Annotated in this window: 18 protein-coding genes; 16 read left to right on the forward strand and 2 right to left on the reverse strand. The window is 71.4% G+C overall.

Going from position 1 to position 19,111, the window contains the following annotated elements; translation table 11 throughout:
- Nucleotides 1-104 precede the first annotated feature (104 nt).
- From pruA to ACM26Y_RS07680, 6 genes are all read left to right on the forward strand, one after another.
- Nucleotides 105-1,745 carry an L-glutamate gamma-semialdehyde dehydrogenase gene (gene pruA / locus ACM26Y_RS07655; RefSeq protein ID WP_416063082.1) on the forward strand — a complete coding sequence of 547 codons (1,641 nt, stop codon included), beginning with the start codon at nucleotides 105-107 and terminating at the stop codon, nucleotides 1,743-1,745.
- Nucleotides 1,746-1,750: 5 nt separating this feature from the next.
- Nucleotides 1,751-2,761, forward strand: coding sequence for a proline dehydrogenase family protein (locus ACM26Y_RS07660; RefSeq protein WP_416063632.1), 1,011 nt, complete (start codon nucleotides 1,751-1,753; stop codon nucleotides 2,759-2,761).
- Between the two features lie 76 nt (nucleotides 2,762-2,837).
- On the forward strand, nucleotides 2,838-3,509 hold the full coding sequence (locus tag ACM26Y_RS07665) for a rhomboid family intramembrane serine protease (protein ID WP_416063083.1): 672 nt from the start codon (nucleotides 2,838-2,840) through the stop codon (nucleotides 3,507-3,509).
- A 5-nt stretch (nucleotides 3,510-3,514) separates the two neighbouring features.
- Nucleotides 3,515-4,933 (forward strand): acyl-CoA synthetase, encoded by a 1,419-nt coding sequence (locus tag ACM26Y_RS07670; RefSeq protein WP_416063084.1) that lies wholly within the window; start codon nucleotides 3,515-3,517, stop codon nucleotides 4,931-4,933.
- A 129-nt stretch (nucleotides 4,934-5,062) separates the two neighbouring features.
- A complete protein-coding gene (locus ACM26Y_RS07675; RefSeq protein ID WP_289379544.1) occupies nucleotides 5,063-6,328 on the forward strand; it encodes a PucR family transcriptional regulator in 1,266 nt (421 codons plus the stop codon).
- 150 nt (nucleotides 6,329-6,478) lie between these two features.
- Nucleotides 6,479-8,032, forward strand: coding sequence for a substrate-binding domain-containing protein (locus tag ACM26Y_RS07680; RefSeq protein ID WP_416063633.1), 1,554 nt, complete (start codon nucleotides 6,479-6,481; stop codon nucleotides 8,030-8,032).
- Between the two features lie 21 nt (nucleotides 8,033-8,053).
- Here the strand turns inward: ACM26Y_RS07680 and ACM26Y_RS07685 are convergent, their stop codons facing one another.
- The gene (locus ACM26Y_RS07685; protein WP_416063085.1) at nucleotides 8,054-9,436 is read right to left on the reverse strand and encodes an amino acid permease; all 1,383 of its coding nucleotides are present in this window, start codon (nucleotides 9,434-9,436) and stop codon (nucleotides 8,054-8,056) included.
- Between the two features lie 16 nt (nucleotides 9,437-9,452).
- A complete protein-coding gene (dapD, locus tag ACM26Y_RS07690) occupies nucleotides 9,453-10,406 on the reverse strand; it encodes a 2,3,4,5-tetrahydropyridine-2,6-dicarboxylate N-succinyltransferase (RefSeq protein ID WP_003936075.1) in 954 nt (317 codons plus the stop codon).
- Between the two features lie 73 nt (nucleotides 10,407-10,479).
- Here dapD and dapE point away from each other — a divergent pair, with 73 nt between their 5' ends.
- From dapE to ACM26Y_RS07740, 10 genes are all read left to right on the forward strand, one after another.
- On the forward strand, nucleotides 10,480-11,556 hold the full coding sequence (gene dapE, locus ACM26Y_RS07695) for a succinyl-diaminopimelate desuccinylase (RefSeq protein WP_054372291.1): 1,077 nt from the start codon (nucleotides 10,480-10,482) through the stop codon (nucleotides 11,554-11,556).
- 55 nt (nucleotides 11,557-11,611) lie between these two features.
- Nucleotides 11,612-12,418, forward strand: coding sequence for a TIGR00730 family Rossman fold protein (locus ACM26Y_RS07700; protein ID WP_003936077.1), 807 nt, complete (start codon nucleotides 11,612-11,614; stop codon nucleotides 12,416-12,418).
- On the forward strand, nucleotides 12,412-12,999 hold the full coding sequence (locus ACM26Y_RS07705; protein ID WP_003936078.1) for a TIGR00730 family Rossman fold protein: 588 nt from the start codon (nucleotides 12,412-12,414) through the stop codon (nucleotides 12,997-12,999). Before ACM26Y_RS07700 ends, ACM26Y_RS07705 begins: the two co-directional genes overlap by 7 nt.
- 69 nt (nucleotides 13,000-13,068) lie before the next feature.
- On the forward strand, nucleotides 13,069-14,841 hold the full coding sequence (locus tag ACM26Y_RS07710; protein ID WP_416063086.1) for a long-chain-acyl-CoA synthetase: 1,773 nt from the start codon (nucleotides 13,069-13,071) through the stop codon (nucleotides 14,839-14,841).
- A 122-nt stretch (nucleotides 14,842-14,963) separates the two neighbouring features.
- The gene (gene folP / locus ACM26Y_RS07715) at nucleotides 14,964-15,845 is read left to right on the forward strand and encodes a dihydropteroate synthase (RefSeq protein WP_003936080.1); all 882 of its coding nucleotides are present in this window, start codon (nucleotides 14,964-14,966) and stop codon (nucleotides 15,843-15,845) included.
- Nucleotides 15,842-16,789, forward strand: coding sequence for a glucosyl-3-phosphoglycerate synthase (locus ACM26Y_RS07720; protein WP_416063087.1), 948 nt, complete (start codon nucleotides 15,842-15,844; stop codon nucleotides 16,787-16,789). Before folP ends, ACM26Y_RS07720 begins: the two co-directional genes overlap by 4 nt.
- 38 nt (nucleotides 16,790-16,827) lie before the next feature.
- Complete coding sequence (locus ACM26Y_RS07725) at nucleotides 16,828-17,241, forward strand: DivIVA domain-containing protein (RefSeq protein ID WP_416063088.1); 414 nt, start codon at nucleotides 16,828-16,830, stop codon at nucleotides 17,239-17,241.
- A 2-nt stretch (nucleotides 17,242-17,243) separates the two neighbouring features.
- Nucleotides 17,244-17,867: a DNA-3-methyladenine glycosylase I gene (locus ACM26Y_RS07730; protein WP_416063089.1), complete on the forward strand. Its 624-nt coding sequence runs from the start codon at nucleotides 17,244-17,246 to the stop codon at nucleotides 17,865-17,867.
- Between the two features lie 96 nt (nucleotides 17,868-17,963).
- Nucleotides 17,964-18,131: a DUF3117 domain-containing protein gene (locus ACM26Y_RS07735; RefSeq protein WP_003936084.1), complete on the forward strand. Its 168-nt coding sequence runs from the start codon at nucleotides 17,964-17,966 to the stop codon at nucleotides 18,129-18,131.
- 112 nt (nucleotides 18,132-18,243) lie between these two features.
- Nucleotides 18,244-19,092: a putative RNA methyltransferase gene (locus tag ACM26Y_RS07740; RefSeq protein ID WP_416063090.1), complete on the forward strand. Its 849-nt coding sequence runs from the start codon at nucleotides 18,244-18,246 to the stop codon at nucleotides 19,090-19,092.
- Nucleotides 19,093-19,111: the final 19 nt, after the last annotated feature.

The raw sequence follows: 19,111 nt of genomic DNA on the forward strand, positions 1-19,111 counted from the left end.
CGGCGGTGGACCCACCACCGCCGAGCAGCGGAAGCGCTGTTGCCCGAGCAGGATTGCCGTATGCGGGGCGGAGTTCGGCGCTACCCTGGGCCCAGGGAGGCCCCATGGACGCCGTCACTGCAGTTCCTGCGCCGGCCAACGAGCCGGTCCACACCTACGCCCCCGGCAGCCCGGAGCGGGAGCGGATCACCGCCAAGCTCAAGGAGCTCGCGGCCGAACCGGTGGACGTCTCGCACGTCGTCGGCGGCGAGCACGTGCACGGTGAGGGCGATCGCTTCGACATCGTGCAGCCCCACAACCATCGTGCGGTGCTCGGCACGCTGCGCAACGCCACCCCCGCGGACGCGACGGCGGCCGTCGAGGCGGCGACGGCCGCGGCCCCTGCGTGGCGGGAGATGTCGTTCGATGCCCGCGCGGCCGTCCTGTTGCGGGCCGCCGATCTGCTCGCCGGGCCGTGGCGTGAGACCCTCGCGGCCGCGACCATGCTCGGCCAGTCCAAGTCGGTGCAGCAGGCGGAGATCGACGCGCCGTGCGAACTCGTCGACTTCTGGCGGTTCAACGTGCACTTCGCCCGCACACTGCTCGCCGATCAGCCCTCTTCGTCACCCGGTGTGTGGAACCGGATGGACTACCGGCCGCTCGAGGGTTTCGTGTATGCGATCACCCCGTTCAACTTCACCGCGATTGCCGGGAACCTGCCCACGGCTCCGGCGCTGCTGGGCAACACCGTGGTCTGGAAGCCCGCACCGACGCAGTCCCTGGCGGCGTACTGGACGATGCGCCTGCTCGAGGCGGCGGGGATGCCGCCCGGCGTGATCAACCTGATCACCGGGGACGGCCGGGTCGCGTCGGAGGTGCTCCTGCGTGACCGGCGCCTCGCCGGTATCCACTTCACCGGATCGACCCGGACGTTCCAGCACCTGTGGCGGGAGGTCGGATCCCGTATCGACGGCTACCGCACGTATCCGCGGCTGGTGGGGGAGACGGGCGGCAAGGACTTCGTCCTCGCGCATCCGTCGGCCGATCCGGGCGTGCTGTCCACCGCCCTGATCCGGGGAGCCTTCGAATACCAGGGTCAGAAGTGCTCGGCGGCCTCGCGGGCGTTCGTGCCCCGCTCCCTGTGGCGGCGCATGCGCACCGAGTTCCTCGACGAGGTCGAGAGCCTGACCTACGGCGACGTGACCGATCTGTCGAACTTCGGTGGCGCCCTGATCGACCGGACCGCCTACGAGAAGGTCGTCGGCGCCCTCGAGCGGGCCCGCGACCGCGAGTCGATCGAGATCGCCGTGGGCGGTGGGTACGACCAGTGGGTCGGCTGGTTCGTGCGGCCCACCGTCCTGCTCACCGACGATCCGGGTGACGAGTCGATGTGCACGGAGTACTTCGGTCCGGTGCTGAGCGTGTACGTCTACGACGACGCGGAGCCGGACGCGTGGGGGCGCGTGCTCGACCTCGTCGACCGGGGCGCCCCCTACGCGCTCACCGGTTCGGTGATCGCCGAGGACCGTGCGGCGGTCGAGGAGGCCACCGCCGCGCTGCGGTTCGCGGCGGGCAACTTCTACGTCAACGACAAACCCACCGGCGCGGTCGTGGGGCAGCAGCCCTTCGGCGGGGGACGGGCGTCCGGCACCGACGACAAGGCGGGTTCGCCGTTGAACCTGCTGCGCTGGGTGTCCGCGCGGACGATCAAGGAGACGTTCGTGCCGCCCACCGACTACCGGTACCCCCACATGAAGGGCGGGTGAGGTCCGTGGTCTCGGCGAAACCGGTGCCGTCGCCGCCCGTGCCGTCGCGGGCGTTGCCGCGGCTGGCGTCGAACCCGCTGCGGCCGGTGATCCTCGCGGCTGCCAAGTCGTCGCGCGTCCGGGCGCTGATCACCGGGGCGCCGCCGACCCGTCGGCTCGTTGACCGGTTCGTCGCCGGCGACACTCGCGCCGACGCCTTGGCCGCGACGAAAGCCCTGCTCGACACGGGTCGTTCGGTCAGCATCGACCACCTCGGCGAGGACACCACCGATCGCGCCCAGGCCCGGGCGATCGTCGCGGAATACGAGGCGCTGATCGCCGACCTGGCCCCGTCGGCCGGATCCGGCGCGCCGGTGCCGGCGGTGGAGGTGTCGGTCAAGCTCACCGCCTTGGGCCTGGCGCTCGGCGCCGAAGGTCCCGCCGTCGCGCTCGGGCACGCCCGGCAGATCTGCGCGGCCGCCGCCGAGGCCGGGGTGTGGGTCACCGTCGACGCCGAGGACCACACCACCACCGACGCCACCCTGTCGATCGTGCGGCGGCTGCGGGAGGACTACCCGTGGGTGGGTGCCGTGCTGCAGGCCTACCTGCACCGCACCGAGGCGGACTGCCGGGAGCTGTCCGGCCCGGCGTCGCGGGTGCGGCTGTGCAAGGGTGCCTACCGCGAACCGGCGTCGGTGGCGTACCAGGATGCCGCCGAGGTCGACGCCTCCTACCTGCGCTGCCTGCGGGTGCTCATGGCCGGGCAGGGCTATCCGATGGTGGCGTCGCACGACCCGGCGATCGTGGCGGCCGTGGACCCGCTCGCCGCCGAGCACGCCCGCGGCCCCGACGGATTCGAGCATCAGATGCTGTACGGGATCCGCGACCTCGAACAGCGCCGGCTCGCCGACGCCGGGTACCGCATGCGGGTGTACGTCCCCTACGGGGCGCAGTGGTACGGGTACCTGATGCGGCGGCTCGCGGAGCGGCCCTCGAACCTGAAGTTCTTCCTGCGCTCGGTGGTGTCCCGGGATTGACGACCCCGCGCCGGGAGAGCGGACCCACCGTCGCCGGAACCGGACGCCGGGTACGTCCGCAGGTACATTGACGCCCGTGAGCACCTCCGACGCCGACCCCGGTTCGGTGCTCCTGCTCGTCCTCGTCGCGGCGCTCGCGGTGCTGCTCGCCCAGCGCCGACTCGCGGTGCCGCCGGGACGGCTGCTGTGGCCACCGCCGGTGACGGCGCTCGTGCTGTGGCTCGTCGTCGCGGTCCCGTCACTGCTGCGCCTGGCCGTGCCGTCGCTGCTCGGAACGTTCGGCCGTGACCCGCTGCGGATCCGCGCCGAGGACGAATGGTGGCGGGTGCTGACCTCGGTGCTCGTGCAGGACGGCGGCGTGCTCGTCACCGTCGTCAGCCTGCTCCTCCTCGCCGTCGTCGCGACCGTCGCGGTGCGGGTGTGGGGACCGGGCCGGACGATCGGGTTGTTCGTGGTGAGCCAGCTGCTGTTCGGGCTGTTCACCGCATTCGTCTCCCCGTCGACCGGGGCGGGCAGCTCCGGTGCGTCGTTCGCGGTCGCCGGATCGATCGCGGGCCTGTGGCTGGCGGTCGGTGCCCGCGGAGCCGTGCTCGCCGCCGCCGTCGGCAGCTGCCTCGCCGGCGCGGTGCTGGTGATGGCCGGTGACGGGCACGGTGTGGCCGTCCTCGTCGGTGCGCTGCTCGGTGCGGTGCTCGGGACGGTGGCGCCGCCGCGCCGCGCCGCCCTCTCGGCGGTTGTGCGATCCTGACCGACGTGTCTTCGCTGCTTCGTTCCCTCAACCCTCTGGCCGTCGCGCGCGGCGACGACGTGTCCGACGCCGTCCGCATCGACGGGCACACGCTCTCGCGCAGTGACATCCTCGGCGCGGCCGGCGCCCTCGCCCGCCGCATCGGCGGAGCCCAGCGCCTCGCGGTGCTCGCCGCGCCGACGGCGACCACGGTGGTCGCGGTGGTGGGCTGCCTGCTGGCCGGGGTCACCGTCGTCCCGGTGCCACCGGACTCCGGTCCCGCGGAACGCGAGCACATCCTGCGCGACTCGGGCGCGCAGGCGTGGCTCGGGGACGCGCCGGACGAGCCCGGCCTTCCCGTGGTGCCGGTGCGGCTGCACGCCCGCGACTGGCACAGCCACCCGGAACCCGACCCGTCCCGCACGGCGTTCGTGCTCTACACCTCCGGCACCACCGGAGCACCGAAGGGCGTGCTGCTGAGCCGCCGCGCGATCGCCGCCGGAATCGATGCCCTGGCCGAGGCATGGGACTGGACCGAACGCGACACCCTGGTGCACGGTCTGCCCCTGTTCCACGTGCACGGCCTGATCCTCGGAGTGCTCGGTCCGTTGCGCGTCGGCAGCCGGCTCGTCCACACCGGCAGGCCCACCCCGGAGGCGTACGCGCAGGCCCACGGCACCCTGTACTTCGGGGTGCCCACGGTGTGGTCGCGCGTGGTCGAGGACGAGGAGTCAGCGAAGGCCCTCAGCGGCGCGCGGCTGCTGGTGTCCGGCAGCGCGCCGCTGCCCGTCCCCGTGTTCGAGCGTCTGCGCGAGCTGACGGGACTCACGCCGATCGAGCGGTACGGGATGAGCGAGACGATGCTGACGCTGAGCACCCGGGTCGACGGGGAACGCCGTCCCGGATGGGTGGGTACCCCGGTGCGCGGTGTCGAGACCCGGCTGCGCGACGAGCACGGCAACGACGTCCCCCACGACGGCGAGAGCATCGGCGGACTGCAGGTGCGCGGACCGATGCTGTTCGACGGCTACCTCAACCGTCCCGACGCCACCGCCGCGGCGTGGACCCCGGACGGCTGGTTCGTCACCGGTGACGTCGCGGCGATCGACGCAGGTGGGTTCCACCGCATCGTCGGCCGCGAATCGACGGACCTCATCAAGTCCGGCGGGTTCCGGGTCGGGGCCGGCGAGATCGAAACCGTGCTGCTCGGCGATCCGTCCGTGCGGGAGGTCGCGGTGGTGGGAGTCCCCGACGACGACCTGGGCCAGCGCATCGTCGCCTTCGTGGTGCCCGCACCGGGCGGCCCCGCTGTCGACCCGGCCGCGCTGATCGAGCTCGTGGCCCGGCAGCTCTCCGTGCACAAGCGGCCGCGCGAGGTGCGGGTGGTGGACACCCTCCCGCGCAACGCGATGGGCAAGGTCCAGAAGAAGCAGCTGCTGACCTGACCCGAGCCCCGACAACGGCTCCGAGTGTGAGCCACGTCGCCGCGGGCCTTGTCCGATTCGCGCAGGACACGTACCTTCCTACGGCAGAGTAAGGTCGTTCTCTTTCCGGAGTCATGGGGGTTCTGCGGAATGTCGGTGTCCGAATTCGGTTCCAGGTCGGGGGTGGCATTCGTCGTCGACGGAAGGCCCGCCTCGGTCCCGCTGCGAGACCTGCGCGCGGTCGCCCGCAAACTGGTCGCGCACTTCGCGGACAACGTCGCGCCGTGTGCCCTGGAGCCGGGCGACACCCTGCGCGGCGACGTCACGGAGATCACCGTCCGGTGCCTGCGCCTGGCGATCCAGGTGCTGGACACGGGCGAGCTGCCGACCGACGCCGATCTGGCGGAGCTGCGCAGCAGCGCCGCCCAGTGGGCGCGCGCGGGATTCCGGCTGGAGTACATGCTGCGGATCTACCACGAGGGCATCCGGCTCGGCTGGGAACTCGTCACCGCCCGGGCCCGGGAGGGCGACGTCGAATCGGTCGCCACGGCGTCGCGGCTGTGGATGGCGCTGCTCGAACACGTCACCGTCGCCGCCACCACCGGGTTCGTCGCCGAGCTCGAGGCGATGCGCCGCAACCGCGACGTCGCGGCCCAGGAACTCGTGACCGCCCTGCTCGGCGGGCAGGACGCCGCCGCCGTCGCGCGCCGGTCCGGGCTCGAGCTGGCCGACCGGTACACGATCCTCGGGGTGCGGCTGGGCCGGCACCCGGACGAGCGCAACCCGCACGTGCGGCCGGAGGTTGTCGCCCGGCGCACCCTGCGGCGGCTCGAGACCGAGCTGGACCGGGTGTGCGACGGCCGGCAGCTGACCATGCTCGGACCCGAGGGCGGCACCGTGCTGCTCGGCGACACCCCGGCCGAGCACATCCGCACCGCGCTCTACGAGCGGGTTGCCCGCGCCGCCGGGGTGCCGGTGACGGTGTCGCTCGTCGAGTCCGACGTCCCGGGCATTCCCGCCGCGGCCCACCAGGCGCACGAACTGCTCGAACTGGTCGGTCACCTGCGCAGGCCCGCAGGCGTGTACCGGATGCAGGACCTGGCCTTCGAATACCAGCTGACCCGGCCCGGGCCGGCCCGTGAGCATCTCGTACGGGTGCTCGATCCGCTGACCCACGCGCCGGAGCTGGTGGAAACCCTCGAAACCCACATCGACCACGAACTGAGCCGCCAGCGCACCGCCCGGAGCCTGCACGTGCACGCCAACACCGTGGACTACCGGCTCAAGCGCGTCGCGCAGCTCACCGGCTTCGACCCGACCGTCCCCTCCGGGCTGCGCCATCTGCACGCCGCCCTCGTCGCGCGCCGGCTCCAGGCCGGAGCGGACACCGGCGGCTCACCTGGGGACGGCTTGTGAGACCGGACCGTTACGATGTGGCGCAGATCATGACGACGGTGTGTGCCACGCGGCCCCGCACCGGCAGGGGAGGACCATATGGCAGGAGGCCGCCACAGTGCGCGGACGACACGTGACGGCCGATCGACCCGGGTAGTCGTACTCGTCGGTGTGGCGGTGGTGGCGCTCACAGCGGCCGGTGTCGGCGTCGTCCGTGCTCTGGCCGGCGGATGCGACACCGTCGAGCAGTACAGCCTCGCCGTCGCCCCGAGCATCGAACCGGCCGTGAGTTCCGTCCTGTCGGGGCGCGCGGACACGCGGTGCTACGAGTTCACGGTCGACACTGCCGAACCGGGCGACGTCGCCGGGCTGCTCGGCAAGGGAATCGACGCGCCCGACCTGTGGATTCCGGACGCCCGCTGGTGGGCGAGCCGTGCGGCACCGACCGCCGCCGGACCGGTGCAGATGATCGCGGGCGCGGTCGCGAGCACCCCCGCGGTCCTCGTGGGAGCACCCGGGAAGGTTCCGGAGGTGCCCACCTGGCGGGCCGCCCTGGCGATCCCCGATCTGGTGCTGGGCAATCCGCTCCGAACCGGGGTGGCCACCGCCCCGATCCGGGCGGCGCTGGCCGAGACCCAGGACGATCCCGTCGCGGTCGGCACGGTGCGCACCGCCATGGTGCCCCTGGCCCAGACGGAGAGCAGCCGCACCGAGGAAGCACCCAGCGGTACGGACCTGCTGACCGCGGTCGGCGCCGACGACGGTGTCGGAATCTCCACCGAACAGCAGGTGCTGGCGTTCTCGGCGGCGAACGAGTCCGCTCTCGAGACCCGGGTACCGGCCAACGGCAGCATCCTGCTCGAGTACCCGGTCGTGGTGACGTCGCCCGCCCCCGACCGGCACCATCGCGCGACGGACGCCGCCCGGGCACTGGTCGACGTGCTGGGTACGCAGGACGCCCTGGAAGTGCTCCACGACGAGGGATTCCGCGGACCCGACGGCGAGCCGCTCCCGGAAGGACGCGGCATCGGAGGCGTGCCGCTGCTGTCGCTGCGGGACGAGGCGATGGCGGAGGAGGCGCTCGGCGCCTGGTCGTTGCTGGCACTGCCGATCCGCACGCTCGTCGCGGTCGACGTGTCCGGTTCGATGCGGTTCCCGGCCGGCGACGGCACCCGGATGGACCTGACGGTGCGGGCCGCCCTCGCGGGCAACGCGATGTTCCCCGACAGTGTCTCGGCGGGACTGTGGGCCTTCTCGCAGAACCTCGGCGGGGACGGCCAGGACTACGTCGAGCTGGTACCGATCCGGCGGTACGACACCGATGTCGACGGGCGCACCCAGCGGCAGGTGATGGCGGACCAGGCGGAGAAGGTGCCCGGTCTGGTCGGCGGCGGCACCGGCCTGTACGACACGACTCTCGCGGCGTTCCGTGCCGTCCAGCGGAGTTACGACCCCCGCGCGGTCAACAGTGTCATCGTCCTCACCGACGGTGCGAACGAGGACCCCGACAGCATCTCCGAGGCGCAGCTCCTCGAAATCCTCGCGCGCGAGCAGGATCCGGCACGGCCGGTGATCGTCGTGACGATCGGCATCACGGAGGACGCGGACGCCCGGACCCTCGCCGAGATCTCCCGGGTGACCGGCGGCTCGAGCTACGTCGCCCGAGACCCCGCGGACATCGCGAACGTCTTCGTCAATGCGCTCGCCGACCGGGGCGAGCGCTGAGATCGCCCGAGTGATTCCGGACTACTGCACTCTCGCGCGGGACCGGCGCTGCCACAGTTGCGACATCGCAGCGATGAACAGGAACAGCACAGCCGTCGAGGCGAGCTGGATCCGGGCGGCAGGGTCGAACAACATGAGCGCGATGAACGCGCCGAGCATGCCGAGGGTGAGCCAGCTCAGATAGGGGAACGCCCACATCCGGACGGTGAGGCGGCCCTCCTGCTCCAGGGTCGGCCGCAGCCGCAGGTGCGAGACGACGACGAAGATCCAGATCGCCAGCAGGGCGGAGCCGACCGCGTTGAGCAGGATGCCGAGGATGTCCTCGGGCAGCCACCAGTTCAGCAGGACCGAGACGAACCCGAAGAACACGGACAGCAGCACGGCGTTGCGGGGGACGCCTGTGCGGGAGATCTGCGCGAGCACGGCCGGACCGTCGCCGCCCCGGGCGAGGGAGTAGGCCATGCGTGAGGTGCCGTAGACGTTGGCGTTGAAGGCCGACAGCAGCGCGATCACCACGACGAGTTCCATGAAACCCGACACGTACGGCAGGCCGGCGATGTCGAGGACACTGACGAACGGCGAGGTCTCACCGCTCGCGGACGTCCACGGCAGCACCAGCACCATGATCGAGATCGAGCCGAGGTAGAACAGGCTGATACGCCACACGACGGTGCGCACCGCGGTCGCGATGGACCGCTCGGGATCGCGCGACTCGGCCGCGGCGATGGTGACGATCTCGATGCCGCCGAAGGCGAAGGCGACGGCCAGCAGGCCGGCGGCGATGCCGGCGAGGCCGTTGGGGGCGAATCCGTCACCGTCGCCGAGCAGGTGGGTCAGTCCCACCGGCTCGGTGTCCGGCAACAGGCCGAACACCAGCAGCACTCCGATGACGAGGAAGGCGACGATGACCGCGACCTTCAGCGCCGCGAACCAGAACTCGAACTCGCCGAAGTTGGCGACCTTCGCGAGGTTCACCACCGCGAAGAACGTGACGAACACCAGGGCCACGACCCATTGCGGCACACCCGGCAGCCAGCTGCTCACGATCGCCGAGGCGCCGGTGATCTCCACGCCCAGGACCATGATCAGCATGAACCAGTAGAGCCAGCCCATCGTGAATCCGGCCCATTCGCCGATGCCGATGCGGGCGTAGTGGGAGAAGGATCCGCTGGCCGGAAGGGCCGCCCCCATCTCGCCCAGCATGCGCATCACGAAGACGATCATGATGCCGGCGAGGACGTAGGAGACGATCACCGCGGGTCCGGCGGCGGCGATGCCGACGCCGGACCCGAGGAACAGGCCTGCGCCGATCGCGGAACCGAGTCCCATCATCGTCAGGTGCCGGACCTTGAGCCCGTGCTCGAGCTGGTCGGCTTCGGTGAGAGTGTGCTCGGTTTTCGACACGATCGGTTTCTCTGGCTCAGTCGTTGGCGTGCAGCGCCGCGTTCAGTTCGACGCCGGTGCCCTTGGTGGGGACCACCTCGACGGCGCCGCTGACCGAGTTGCGGCGCAGCATCAGGTTGGAACGGCCGTTGAGGTCCTTGGCCTTGACGACGGTGCCGTCGGGACCGGTGACCTTCGTGCCGGCAGTGACGTACAGGCCGGCCTCGACGATGCAGTCGTCGCCGAGGGAGATGCCCACACCGGCGTTGGCGCCGAGCAGGCACCGCTTGCCGATGGCGATGACCTCCTTGCCGCCGCCGGACAGGGTGCCCATGATCGACGCACCCCCACCGATGTCGGAGCCGTCGTCGACGACGACCCCGGCGGAGATACGGCCCTCGACCATCGAGTTGCCGAGCGTGCCCGCGTTGAAGTTCACGAAGCCCTCGTGCATGACGGTGGTGCCGGACGCCAGGTGCGCACCGAGACGGACGCGGTCGGCGTCGGCGATGCGCACCCCGGACGGCACGACGTAGTCGACCATGCGGGGGAACTTGTCGACGCCGTACACGGTCACGGGCCCACGGATACGCAGGCGTGAGCGCACCAGCTCGAAGGTGTCCACGGCGCACGGGCCGTAGTTGGTCCACACGACATTGGCGAGCAGACCGAACACACCGTCGAGGTTGGTGCCGTGCGGCCGGACGAGGCGGTGCGACAGCAGGTGGAGCCGCAGGTAGGCATCGTGCGTGTCGGCCGGCGGCCGGGACAGGTCGGCGATCGTCGTGCGGACCGCGACCTGCTCGACCTCACGTGCCTCGTCGGGGCCGACGAGCAATGCGAAGTCGGAGGGGATGTCCGTGCCCTCGAGCCGGGACGTGCCCGTCTCGGTGAATTCGCCGAGCTCGGGGGCCGGGTACCAGGTGTCGAGAACGGTGCCGTCCGCCGCGATGTTGGCGATGCCTACTGCTGATGCTCCCTGTGCACTCACGGTCGAGAAGCGTACGCGAGGCCGCGTCGTTCTCGCGGACGGCCTGGGAAATCGCCCCACGTATTGTTCTTGCATGTCTGCACCGCACCTGGACCTGCATGCCGATCCGATCGAGCTGACCGCTGCCCTCGTGGACATTCCCAGCGTCTCCCGGGACGAGGCGGCGATCGCCGAGTCCGTCGAACAAGCACTGCGCACCCAGACCACCGGCTTCGAGATCGTCCGCAGCGGCAATGCGGTTCTCGCCCGCACCCGCCTCGGGCGGCCGAGCCGGGTGCTGCTGGCCGGGCACCTCGACACCGTGCCCATCGCGGACAACGTGCCGTCGCGGCGCGAGGGGGAGTTGCTGTACGGGTGCGGCACGGCCGACATGAAGTCGGGCGACGCGGTGTTCCTGCACCTGGCCGCCACGATCGCCGAGCCGGCGCACGATCTGACTCTGGTGTTCTACGACTGCGAGGAGATCGCTGCGGTGCACAACGGTCTCGGTCGGATCGAGCGGGACCTGCGGGACTGGCTGGACGCGGACGTGGCGATCCTCGGCGAGCCGACGGCCGGCCAGATCGAGGCGGGCTGCCAGGGCACCCTGCGGGTGCAGATCACGGCGAGCGGGACGCGCGCGCATTCGGCGCGGTCCTGGCTGGGGGACAATGCGATCCATCGGCTGGCCCCGGTGCTCGACCGGCTCGCGGCCTACGAACCGCGGTCGGTGGACATCGACGGCTGCGTCTACCGCGAGGGCCTGTCCGCGGTGCGGATCTCCGGCGGCGTCGCGGGCAATGTGGTGCCCGACGCCGCGGACCTCGACGTCAACTTCCGGTTCGCGCCCGACCGCACGGTCGAGCAGGCGCTCGCGCACGTACGGGAGGTGTTCGACGGTCTCGACGTCACCCTCGAGCTCACCGACAGCTCGCCCGGCGCGCTGCCCGGCCTGGCCCATCCCACCGCAGCGGACCTCGTCGCCGCGGCCGGCGGCCGGTTCCGGGCCAAGTACGGGTGGACGGACGTCGCGCGCTTCGCCGCGCTGGGGATCCCGGCGGTCAACTACGGCCCCGGCGATCCGAATCTCGCGCACACCCGGGACGAGCACGTGCCCGTGGGGCAGATCACCGAGGTCGCCGACACGCTGCGCAGGTACCTCGCCGGCTGACGCGCACGGCGCCGGATCGGCAGGCGCGGCCTGCCGCATCCCCTAATCTGAGCGCATGGCGCGCGACACCGACCCCGGATCCCGCGACCGTGCGAGTGCCGACGTGGTGCACCGCGGTCCCGTCCAGCTGCGCCGTGACCGGGTGGCCGAGACCACGACGATGGATCAGCGGCTGCTCGATCGCCGGGGCCCGTCCGACTGGGTGCACACCGATCCGTGGCGGGTGCTGCGCATCCAGAGCGAGTTCGTCGAGGGCTTCGGGGCGCTGGCCGAGGTGCCCCGTGCGGTGGCGGTGTTCGGCTCGGCCCGCACCCCCGCCGACCATCCCGAGTACGCCACCGGACGCGCCCTCGGGGCCGCCCTGGCCGCGGCCGGCTATGCGGTGGTCACCGGTGGTGGGCCGGGGGCGATGGAGGCCGCCAACCGCGGGGCGAGCGAGTCGGGGGGATTCTCCATCGGCCTGGGCATCGAACTGCCGTTCGAGCAGGCCCTCAACGAGTGGGTCGACCTCGGACTGAACTTCCGCTACTTCTTCGCCCGCAAGACGATGTTCGTGAAGTACTCCCAGGCCTTCGTCTGTCTGCCCGGCGGATTCGGAACGCTCGACGAGCTGTTCGAGGCGCTCACGCTGGTCCAGACCCACAAGATCACCCGGTTCCCGATCGTGCTGCTCGGGACGCACTACTGGGCGGGGCTGCTCGAGTGGATCCGGCAGTCGATGATCGGCGAGGGGCGGATCTCGCCGGGCGACCTCGACCTGCTGTATCTGACCGACAGTGTCGAGGAGGCGGTGCAGATCGTCGTCGACGCCCACCGCGGCCAGGACGAGTCGGCGCTGTACGGGGAGGGCGGGTCGTGGTGAGTCGGTTCGGTCCGGCGGAGGGTGTCGGGGGCGAGCGCGCGGTCGAGGCGCGGGCGGTGTGCGTCTACTGTGCCTCCGGTCCCGTCGGGGACTCCTACCTCGAGTTGGCGGCGGCGGTGGGGACCGCCATCGGACGGCGCGGCTGGCAGCTGGTCTCCGGCGGCGGCAACGTGTCGATGATGGGCGCGGTGGCGGAGGCCACCCGGGCCGCGGGCGGACACACCGTCGGCGTGATCCCCAAGGCGCTGGTGCACCGTGAGGTCGCCGACGTCGACGCGGACGAGCTGATCGTCACCGACACGATGCGCCAGCGGAAGCAGGTGATGGAGGAGCGGGCCGACGCGTTCGTCGCGCTGCCCGGCGGGATCGGCACCCTCGAGGAACTGTTCGAGACATGGACGGCCGGCTATCTGGGTATGCACGCCAAGCCGGTGGTGTTGCTCGATCCGGTGGGGCACTACCGCGGGCTGCTGGACTGGCTCGAGGCGATGGTGCCGACCGGCTTCGTCAACCGCCGCGCTCTCGACGGCCTGCAGCTCACCGAGGACATCGAGGACGCGCTCGACCGGTGCGCCGGGTGAGGGGCTTCCGCATCGCGCCGAGGTTGCTTACTCTGCAGTAAGTTGTTGTCCACCGCCACGAAGGATGCCATGCCCGAGTCCGGTTCGACCATCTCCCTGGTGGGTCTCGCCACCCAGCTCCCGCGAATGCTGCCCGACGTACCGAGCCTGCTGCGCGGCGCGGTGGGCCTGACCCGGCGCCCGGAGGCGCGCGAGACGATCGGGTCGGTGTTCCAACGCCTCGCCGAGCGGAACCCGGACCGGTCGTTCCTGCGCTTCGAGGGCGACGCCCTCAGCTACGGCGACGCCAACGCGCAGGTCAACCGCTACGCGGCCGTCCTCACCGCCCAGGGCGTGCGCACCGGCGACGTCGTCGGCGTGCTGATGAAGAACCGCCCGGAGGCGCTGCTCGTCGCGCTCGCCACGGTCAAGCTGGGCGCCGCGGCGGGCATGCTCAATCACCATCAGCGCGGGGAGGTTCTCGCGCACAGCCTCGGCCTGCTCGACAGCCGGGTACTCGTGGTCGGCGAAGAGTGCGAGGATGCCCTGGAGTCCCTCGACGGGCCGCCACCGGCCGGAAAGGTGCTGCGCGTCGGCGAACTCGACGACCTCGCCGTCGCGGCCGACTCCGCGAACCCCGCCGTCACCGAGCGCCTGCAGGCGAAGGAGACCGCCTTCTTCATCTTCACCTCGGGCACCACGGGCATGCCCAAGGCCAGCCGGATGACCCACTACCGCTGGCTGAAGTCCATGTCCGGCCTGGGCAGCCTCGGTGTCCGGCTGCGCCGCGACGACACCCTGTACTGCTGCCTGCCGCTCTACCACAACAACGCCCTCACCGTCTCGCTGTCGTCGGTGCTCGCAGCCGGAGCCACGTTCGCGCTCGGCCGCAAGTTCTCCGCCACCGGTTTCTGGGCCGACGCGAAACGCAACGACGCGACGGCGTTCGTCTACATCGGGGAGATCTGCCGCTACCTGCTGAACCAGCCGCCGTCGCCCGACGACCGCGATCACGGCATCCGGCTGATGGTCGGCAACGGACTGCGCGCCGAGATCTGGACCGAGTTCACCGAGCGGTTCGGCATCGCCCGCGTCGCCGAGTTCTACGGCGCGAGCGAGTGCAACATCGCGTTCGTCAACGCCCTGAACCAGCCGCGCACTGCGGGTGTCTGCCCCCTGCCGTACGCCGTGGTCGACTACGACCACGAGACCGGCAAGGCCCTGCGCGGACCGGACGGACGGCTGCGCCGGGTCGGCCGCGGCGAGGTGGGCCTGCTGCTGGCGAAGGTCACCGACCGTGCCCCGTTCGACGGTTACACCGATCCGGAAGCGAGCGAGTCCAAGCTGGTCCGCGACGGCTTCGAGGACGGCGACACCTGGTTCGACACCGGCGATCTCGTTCGCAGTCAGGGCTTCATGCACGTCGCGTTCGTCGACCGTCTCGGCGACACCTTCCGGTGGAAGGGCGAGAACGTCGCCACCACCGAGGTCGAGGCGGCCGTGTCGGCGAGCGAGTCGATCTCGCAGGCGGTGGTCTACGGGGTCGAGATCCCCGGCACCGACGGCCGGGCCGGGATGGCCGCGGTCACGCTCCACGACGGCGCCGAGTTCGACGGTGCCGCGGTCGCGGCACAGCTGTACCGGACGCTGCCGTCGTACGCGGTGCCGCTGTTCGTCCGGGTCGTCGACGAACTCGAGCACACCTCGACGTTCAAGAGCCGCAAGGTGGACCTGCGCAAGCAGGGCTACACCGACACCGGGGACGATCCGGTGTACGTGCTCACCGGGCGGGACGAGGGCTACCGGCCCGCATACGACGGCTACGTCGAGTCCGTCGCCGGCGGCGAGCTGCCGGCCGGCTGAGTTCCGTCGCCGCCGTACCCCCGATTCGCGCGGGCGTCCGGAATCCGCCCACGCCGTGCGGTGGGCGGATTCCGGTTCACCGCTCGGATTCGGCCGGCCGGAGTGCATGCCAGGATGGATCCATGACCGCCTCCGTCACCGTCTCGCCGACCCTCTGCGGCCGCCCGGTCGCCACCGACCGGGCCCTGGTGATGGCGATCGTCAACCGCACCCCGGACTCCTTCTACGACCGGGGTGCGACCTTCACCGACGAGGCCGCGATGGCGGCCGTGGACCGGGCCGTGGCCGACGGTGCGGACCTCGTCGACATCGGCGGCGTGAAGGCCGGCCCCGGTGAGGTGGTCGACGCAGAGGAGGAGACGCGACGGGTGGTGCCGTTCGTCGCGGCGATCCGAGCCCGGCACCCCGGGCTGCTCGTCAGTGTCGACACCTGGCGCAGCGACGTCGCGCGGCGCGCCCTCGCCGAGGGCGCGGACCTGATCAACGACACGTGGGCGGGTGCCGATCCGGAACTGGTGACCGTCGCCGCCGAACTCGGCGCGGGCATCGTCTGCTCGCACACCGGGGGTGCAGCCCCGCGCACCCGGCCGCACCGTGTGCGCTACACCGACGTCGTCGCCGAGGTGACCCGGGAGATCGTCGCCGCGGCCGAGCGGGCCGCGAAGGCCGGAGTGCCCGGCGACTCCATCCTCATCGATCCGACGCACGATTTCGGCAAGAACACCTTTCACGGCCTCGAGTTGTTGCGGCACGTGGACGTTCTCGTAAACACCGGGTGGCCGGTGCTCATGGCGCTGAGCAACAAGGACTTCATCGGGGAGACTCTGGGGGTGGAACTCGCCGACCGGTTGGAGGGCACATTGGCAGCGACAGCACTTGCGGCCGCGGCAGGCGCGCGGATGTTCCGGGTGCACGAGGTGGCGGCGACCCGGCGCGTGGTCGACATGGTGGCCGCCGTCGCCGGAACCCGGCCCCCGGCACGCACTGTCAGGGGGCTGGCATGAGCACGGCGACTACACGGCCGTGGGCCGGGGCCACGGCGGTCAACCGGCCCTGGGCCGAGGCGAACAGCTGGGACGAGCCCGGTTGGAGCATCGCCGAACTGGAACGCGCCAAGCGCGGCCGGACCGTATCGGTGGTGCTGCCCGCGCTCAATGAGGAGACGACCGTGGCGGGGGTGGTGGACACCATCCATCCGCTGCTCGGTGGGCTGGTGGACGAGCTGATCGTGCTGGACTCGGGGTCCACCGACCGCACGGCGGAGCGGGCCCGCAGCGCCGGTGCACGCGTGCTGTCGCGAGAAGAGGCGGTCCCGGGTCTGGCGCCCATGCCCGGTAAGGGTGAGGTGCTGTGGCGGTCGGTTGCGGCCACCACCGGCGACCTGATCGCGTTCGTCGATTCGGATCTGCTCGAGCCCGATCCGGCGTTCGTCCCCAAGCTGCTCGGACCACTGCTCACCGGCGACGGCATCCACCTGGTCAAGGGCTACTACCGTCGCCCGCTCCGGGTCAGCGGCGCCGAGGAGGCCAACGGGGGCGGACGGGTCACCGAACTGGTGGCGCGGCCCCTGCTCGCGGCGCTGCGACCGGAGCTGACGTGCGTGCTGCAGCCCCTCGGCGGTGAGTACGCCGGGACCCGGGAACTGCTGTCGGCAGTGCCGTTCGCACCCGGGTACGGCGTCGAGATCGGGCTGCTGCTCGACACCTACGACCGGCTCGGCATCGACGCGATCGCCCAGGTCAACCTCGGCGTACGCAAGCACCGGAACCGGCCGCTCGGGGAGCTGGGGGTGATGAGCCGGCAGATCGTCGGCACCATGCTCGCCCGCTGCGGGATCCCCGACTCGGGAGCGGGCCTGACCCAGTTCCTCGTGGACGGTGACGGGTTCGTCCCCGTCACCACGGAGGTCAGCTTGGTGGACCGGCCCCCGGTCGTCACAGTCACCTGACACCCCGTCGTGTCGGGGGTCCGTGCCAAGATCGGTACATGCTGACGGTTCTGCTCTACCTGCTCGTCGTGGTGGTCGTCGGCGCGGTGCTGTTCCTCGTGGCGAGCGCGGTGTTCGGTCGGGGCGAGAGCCTGGCGCCGATCCCACCGGGTGCCACGGCGACGGCGCTTCCGGTCACCGACGTGACCGGCGCGGACGTCCGCGAACTGCGTTTCCAGCAGGTGCTGCGGGGCTACAAGACCGCCGAGGTGGACTGGGCGCTCGACCGGCTCGCGCACGAGATCGACGATCTGCGGGCCCGGCTCACCGCATACGAGGACACCGCATACGAGGACACCGCGTACGAGAGCACCGGTGGGGACGCTCCGGGCGGCGACGAGGCGGACAGCGGCCGGACCGGCGCATCCGTCGCGGCAGAGGCCGCGGGGGACCGCTCGGACGAGGGGGAGTAGCGATGGGCGAGGATCGGGTGCGTTGTCCGTGGGCAGTGGATCCGCCGGGGTCCACGCTGTACCGGGACTACCACGACGAGGAGTGGGGCAGGGAGCTGCACGGACGCGACGAGTTGTTCGAGCGCCTGGCCCTCGAGGCGTTCCAGTCGGGGCTGTCGTGGCTGACGATCCTGCGGAAGCGGGAGGCATTCCGATCGGCGTTCGCCGGATTCGACGTCGACGTGGTCGCCGGCTACACCGGGGTCGACGTCGACCGCCTGCTCGGTGACGCCGGCATCGTCCGGAACCGGCGCAAGATCGAGGCGGTGATCGCCAACGCCCGGGCAGTGCTCGACCTGCGGGACACGGACCTCGACACGTTGCTGTGGTCGTTCGCGCCGGCGCGGCGCGCCCGGCGTCTGCGCTCGGTGGCGGAGGTACCTGCGGTGACCCCGGAGTCCACGGCGATGGCTCGGGAACTGAAGCGGCGCGGCTTCGCGTTCGTCGGTCCTACCACGGCGTATGCGCTCATGCAGGCCACCGGCATGGTCGACGACCATCTCGCCGAGTGCTGGGTCGATACGGACGTTCGATCAGCTTCCGGCGACATTAGGGCGGAGTCAGCTACCCGGCGGTCGGCCGGATAGGGAAGAATGATGTGACGAGCCTCGTCGATTTCCGGCGAGGCCCCCACGGTAACCCACGCGCGCAAGAGTCGAGCGCAGATTTGGAGGGAGCAGAGGATGGCGGCCATGAAGCCCCGGACCGGGGACGGTCCCCTCGAAGCAACCAAAGAGGGACGAGGAATCGTCATGAGGGTTCCACTCGAGGGTGGCGGACGTCTGGTCGTCGAACTCACGCCGGAGGAAGCTGCAGCGCTCGGCGAAGAGCTCAAGGGCGTCACCAGCTAGGTGTCGGCAGCCGGCGACGTTTCGCCGGTTCCCCCGGGCCCCGCGCGCCACGGTGCGCGGGGCCCGTTGCTGTTCGTACTCCGGTGCTCTGCGTTTCTCGGAAGGACTGCCCGTGCTCGATGCGGTGACCGACCTGCTCGCCTGCCCCCAGTGCGAGCGTGGGCTCGACCTCGACGAGGGCGTCCTGCTGTGCGAGGCCGGGCACAGCTTCGACGTCGCGCGGCAGGGATATGTCAGCCTCCTCACCGGGGCCGCGACGCGGTTCACCGGCGACACCGCGGAGATGATCGCCGCGCGCGCGGACTTCCTCGACGCCGGACACTACGATCCGCTGCTCGGCGCCGTCGCCCGGGCCTGTGCCGAGCACGCCACCGGCGACGACGGTGCCCGCGTCCTCGAAGTGGGTGCGGGCACCGGGAGGTACCTCGCAGCGGTGCTCGACGCGCTGCCGGACAGCCGCGGCGTCGGGCTCGACGTGTCCAAACCCGCGGTGCGGCGCATCGCGCGCAGCCATCCCCGCGTCGGGGCCGTGCTCGCCGACGTGTGGCGGCAACTGCCGATCCGCAGCGGCGTCCTCACCCACGTGCTGTCCGTCTTCGCGCCCCGCAACGCCGCCGAGACGCACCGCGTTCTCGCCCCCGGCGGCGTGCTCGTCGTCGCGGCTCCCACTCCGGCTCACCTGCGCCAACTGGTGACGCTGCCGGGAATGGTCCAGGTGGACGAACGCAAGACCGAGCGGCTCGGGGCGGCCCTGTCCGGCGGGTTCGAGCGGCTCGACCGCGCCGACGTGCAGTTCACCTTGGAACTCGACCGTCCGGCACTGGGCCGGCTGGCCGGCATGGGGCCGTCGGGACACCACCTGACGGCCGAACGGCTGGCCGAACTGGTCGCGGGATTGCCGGAGCCGTTCCCGGTGACCGCCTCGGTGACCGTCACCGTGTGGGAGCGCCGCTCCGACTGACCCGTGCTCGGTGCCGCGC

This window comes from Rhodococcus indonesiensis, assembly GCF_047782815.1.
In the GTDB taxonomy this organism is placed as follows: domain Bacteria; phylum Actinomycetota; class Actinomycetes; order Mycobacteriales; family Mycobacteriaceae; genus Rhodococcus; species Rhodococcus indonesiensis.

What these genes read in the sequence shown, in the direction of transcription:
- pruA (WP_416063082.1), top strand. Translation starts at nt 105, where the DNA reads ATGGACGCCGTCACTGCAGTTCCTGCGCCGGCCAACGAGCCGGTCCAC.
- ACM26Y_RS07675 (WP_289379544.1), top strand. Translation starts at nt 5,063, where the DNA reads ATGTCGGTGTCCGAATTCGGTTCCAGGTCGGGGGTGGCATTCGTCGTC.
- dapE (WP_054372291.1), top strand. Translation starts at nt 10,480, where the DNA reads ATGTCTGCACCGCACCTGGACCTGCATGCCGATCCGATCGAGCTGACC.
- ACM26Y_RS07700 (WP_003936077.1), top strand. Translation starts at nt 11,612, where the DNA reads ATGGCGCGCGACACCGACCCCGGATCCCGCGACCGTGCGAGTGCCGAC.
- ACM26Y_RS07710 (WP_416063086.1), top strand. Translation starts at nt 13,069, where the DNA reads ATGCCCGAGTCCGGTTCGACCATCTCCCTGGTGGGTCTCGCCACCCAG.
- folP (WP_003936080.1), top strand. Translation starts at nt 14,964, where the DNA reads ATGACCGCCTCCGTCACCGTCTCGCCGACCCTCTGCGGCCGCCCGGTC.
- ACM26Y_RS07720 (WP_416063087.1), top strand. Translation starts at nt 15,842, where the DNA reads ATGAGCACGGCGACTACACGGCCGTGGGCCGGGGCCACGGCGGTCAAC.
- ACM26Y_RS07725 (WP_416063088.1), top strand. Translation starts at nt 16,828, where the DNA reads ATGCTGACGGTTCTGCTCTACCTGCTCGTCGTGGTGGTCGTCGGCGCG.
- ACM26Y_RS07730 (WP_416063089.1), top strand. Translation starts at nt 17,244, where the DNA reads ATGGGCGAGGATCGGGTGCGTTGTCCGTGGGCAGTGGATCCGCCGGGG.
- ACM26Y_RS07735 (WP_003936084.1), top strand. Translation starts at nt 17,964, where the DNA reads ATGGCGGCCATGAAGCCCCGGACCGGGGACGGTCCCCTCGAAGCAACC.